This window comes from Micromonospora sp. KC207 (assembly GCF_004348615.1).
Taxonomy (GTDB): Bacteria; Actinomycetota; Actinomycetes; order Mycobacteriales; family Micromonosporaceae; genus Micromonospora.
Map to the genome: position 1 here is coordinate 1 of NZ_SMKJ01000629.1, position 595 is coordinate 595.

Sequence of the window (595 nt, forward strand, 5' to 3'; positions counted from 1 at the left end):
GCGGGTGCTTCTCCCTGCGGCCGTCCGTGTTCGGCTCCGGCAACAGCGGCTCGATCAGCGCCCACTGGGTGTCAGTCAGGTCGGAGGGGTAGCCACGGCGAACAGACACCGCGCTACCCTGCCCGTCCCGCCGGTGGAAGTCATGCCGCCACGCCGTCCACAACAGACCTTCTCAAACACGCTCTAAGGGTGTTTTGCGTTGTACGTCTTATGTGGCTTTCGCACTGACATCAGCTGATTCGTTTCCCGCCGATCATGGCCGTGCGGTGCCCTCTTAAAGTAGAAATACTCCCGTGGTTCCGTCTGAATTATAAAAGTCCGCTTTGCTCTCGCCGCGCGTGGCGAGGCTGAGCACGTGCAGTTGAAATCGGGGCATTCCGGCCCGCGTGGGCGTGGAGTCGGCGAGGCACACCCACGATCGAGCGGCAAACCACCGCAAACCGGAAACATGAATGCCTATCAAACGCCCTCTCACTGGACGTTTGCTTCACCTTCGTGCCAGTAGTGGCTGATTCGCCACTCGACCTCGGCAGCATGAGATGTCCGGCTCCCCCCAGAAAGAGCGCATCTCGTGGACGCGAACCCGACCGGAATC

1 protein-coding gene is annotated in these 595 nt (G+C 61.0%); it reads right to left on the reverse strand.

The genetic code is table 11. The features are described from left to right. The coding region (locus E1258_RS32930) for a transposase (RefSeq protein ID WP_165949973.1) at positions 1 to 109 on the reverse strand (109 nt) is incomplete at its 3' end. Between the last annotated feature and the right edge of the window lie 486 nt (positions 110 to 595).